Origin of the sequence: Mycobacterium sp. (genome assembly GCF_049280035.1) — a bacterium.
Lineage (GTDB): Bacteria > Actinomycetota > Actinomycetes > Mycobacteriales > Mycobacteriaceae > Mycobacterium.
The window spans coordinates 1-1,950 of sequence record NZ_JBAPPI010000394.1 but is presented as its reverse complement, the minus strand read 5'-3'; the positions used below and the strand labels follow the sequence as shown (position 1 = coordinate 1,950).

The 1,950-nt window shown below is 65.7% G+C and carries 3 protein-coding genes; 1 reads left to right on the top strand and 2 read right to left on the bottom strand.

Going from position 1 to position 1,950, the window contains the following annotated elements; translation table 11 throughout:
• A partial coding sequence (locus tag WAN71_RS13165; RefSeq protein ID WP_422225751.1) for an ATP-binding protein occupies positions 1-189 on the top strand: 189 nt, incomplete at its 5' end.
• A 9-nt stretch (positions 190-198) separates the two neighbouring features.
• Here WAN71_RS13165 and WAN71_RS13160 read toward each other — a convergent pair.
• Positions 199-705 carry a MarR family winged helix-turn-helix transcriptional regulator gene (locus WAN71_RS13160; protein WP_422225750.1) on the bottom strand — a complete coding sequence of 169 codons (507 nt, stop codon included), beginning with the start codon at positions 703-705 and terminating at the stop codon, positions 199-201.
• A 154-nt stretch (positions 706-859) separates the two neighbouring features.
• A complete protein-coding gene (locus WAN71_RS13155) occupies positions 860-1,909 on the bottom strand; it encodes an aminotransferase class I/II-fold pyridoxal phosphate-dependent enzyme (RefSeq protein WP_422225752.1) in 1,050 nt (349 codons plus the stop codon).
• Positions 1,910-1,950 lie beyond the last annotated feature (41 nt).

The following is a 1,950-nucleotide window of genomic DNA, read 5'->3' as shown; positions in this document are numbered from 1 at the left end:
ATCGTCGACAACGGAATAGGTTTCGACACGTTCGAGAATCCGCTGGGTGGCGACGAGATGGGCGGCTACGGTGTGCTGTCGATGGCCGAACGCGCCGAGCTGGTTGGGGGAAGGTTAAACATCCGGTCGCGGCCCGGCGCCGGGACAGCGGTCACCGCCACGATTCCGGTGCCCTCGATTACCGGATAGGGCCCACACTCAGAAGTCCCCGGCGTTGTGCCGCAGCGTTTCGATCGACGACACCAGCGCCTGCGATTCGCCCTCGGAAATTCCGATATCGCAGAACACCTGCTCGTTGAGCGTGACAGTGGCGTCCTCGACGGTCGAGCGGCCCAGGTCGGTGATCTCTACCAGCGTGGTCCGCCCGTCGGTAGGGTGCGGGACGCGCTGCACGAGGCCATTGGCTTCCAGTCGGCGGATGGCATGGGTGACGCTGGTGACATGTACCTGCAGCCGGTCGGACGCCTTGGTGATCGGCAACGCACCGCTGCGGCTGAACGCCAACAGGCGCAGCAATTCGAACCGGGAAAAGCTCAGATCGTAAGGGCGCAGGGCACTCTCGACGCGGGCGAGCAGGATCTGGTGAGCCCGCATCACCGACGTCACCGCGACCATCCCCTGCGCGACTTCACCCCATCCGGCGCGTTCCCAGTTGGCCCGCGCGGCAGCGATCGGATCGCGGTTGTCGGGGTGCGAAGCGGCCACGCCCTTTTCTTACCGCACTTCTGGCGACGATGCGGGCCGCTGGCCCGCTGAGGAGCCGGAAAATCAAGCCCAGCCGGGCGACGATGCGGTCCCTGACCCGCTGAGGAGCCGGATAATCAGGCTCAGTTGGGCGCCGATCGGGCCAGCTCGGGGTTTAGCCCAGCGACTTTTCCACCGCTGACAGCACTGCCAGACTCGACGGCAGGTCGCCGACAGTAACCCGCGCACCGCCATCGGGGTATTGGCGGACCTGCACACTGGCCGCCGCGAACACTTCGCGCCACGGGCGACCCGTATCCCTGGGGGGCAGGTACACAAAGTTGGCATGTGAGTCGGTGCTGTAGACGCCCTTGGCCATCAGGCGCAGGCGCAGATGGTTGCGCTCGGCGGCGATTCGGCGGACGCGGTGCGCAAGCTGGGTTTCGGCGTCGTAGGAGGCCGCCACCGCCGCAGCACTGAGATTGCTCATGCCGAACGGCATTTGCATCTTCCACAGCACGCCAGCGAGGTCAGGGGCGGCGAACCCATAGCCGATCCGCAGCCCGGCGAGCCCGTAGGCTTTGGAGAAAGTGCGCAGCACAACGACATTCGGAAAGCGGCGGATGAGATCTGGCCCGTCGATGCGATGCCGGGAGGCAACGAACTCGATATAGGCCTCGTCGAGCAGCACAATCGCGTCGCTGGGAACCTGGCTAAGGAACCATTCGACCGCCGAAACGGGCTCCAACGTGCCAGTAGGATTATGGGGTCGGCATAAGACGACCACGCTGGCGTCGGTGGCGGCGTCAGCCATCGCCGGCAAGTCGTGATGGCCGTACTTGTTGAGCTCGATGGTGACCGGTTCCAGCCGGGCCATTTTCGCGAAGATCGGGTAACCGTCGAAAGTGGGCTGGCTCATCACAATCCGGTCGCCAGGCTGGGTGACCGCATGAAGAACCTGCATCGCCACGCCCGACGCCCCTGGTCCGAGCACCACCTGCTCCTCGCCAACTCCAACACGGTCTGCGATCAACCGCCGCAGCTGCTCGGGCAGGAATTCCGGATAGCGATTGGCCGCATCGATACAGCGCACCAGCGCCGACCGCACCGCTGGGAGCGGCGGAAACGGACTCTCGTTGAGCGCCAACGCGAGTGGATCAACCGCCTGCGGCAGAGTAGCCAGGACCTCGGCGGTCACCGAGGTTCCGTACGCCGGCGCGGCCATCAGCTTCGCCCGCCCCAGCGGACCGCTGCCGCGCCGGCGAA

Excerpts from the sequence above, each read along its gene's own strand:
- WAN71_RS13155 (WP_422225752.1), bottom strand. The coding sequence starts at position 1,909 with ATGGCCGCGCCGGCGTACGGAACCTCGGTGACCGCCGAGGTCCTGGCT.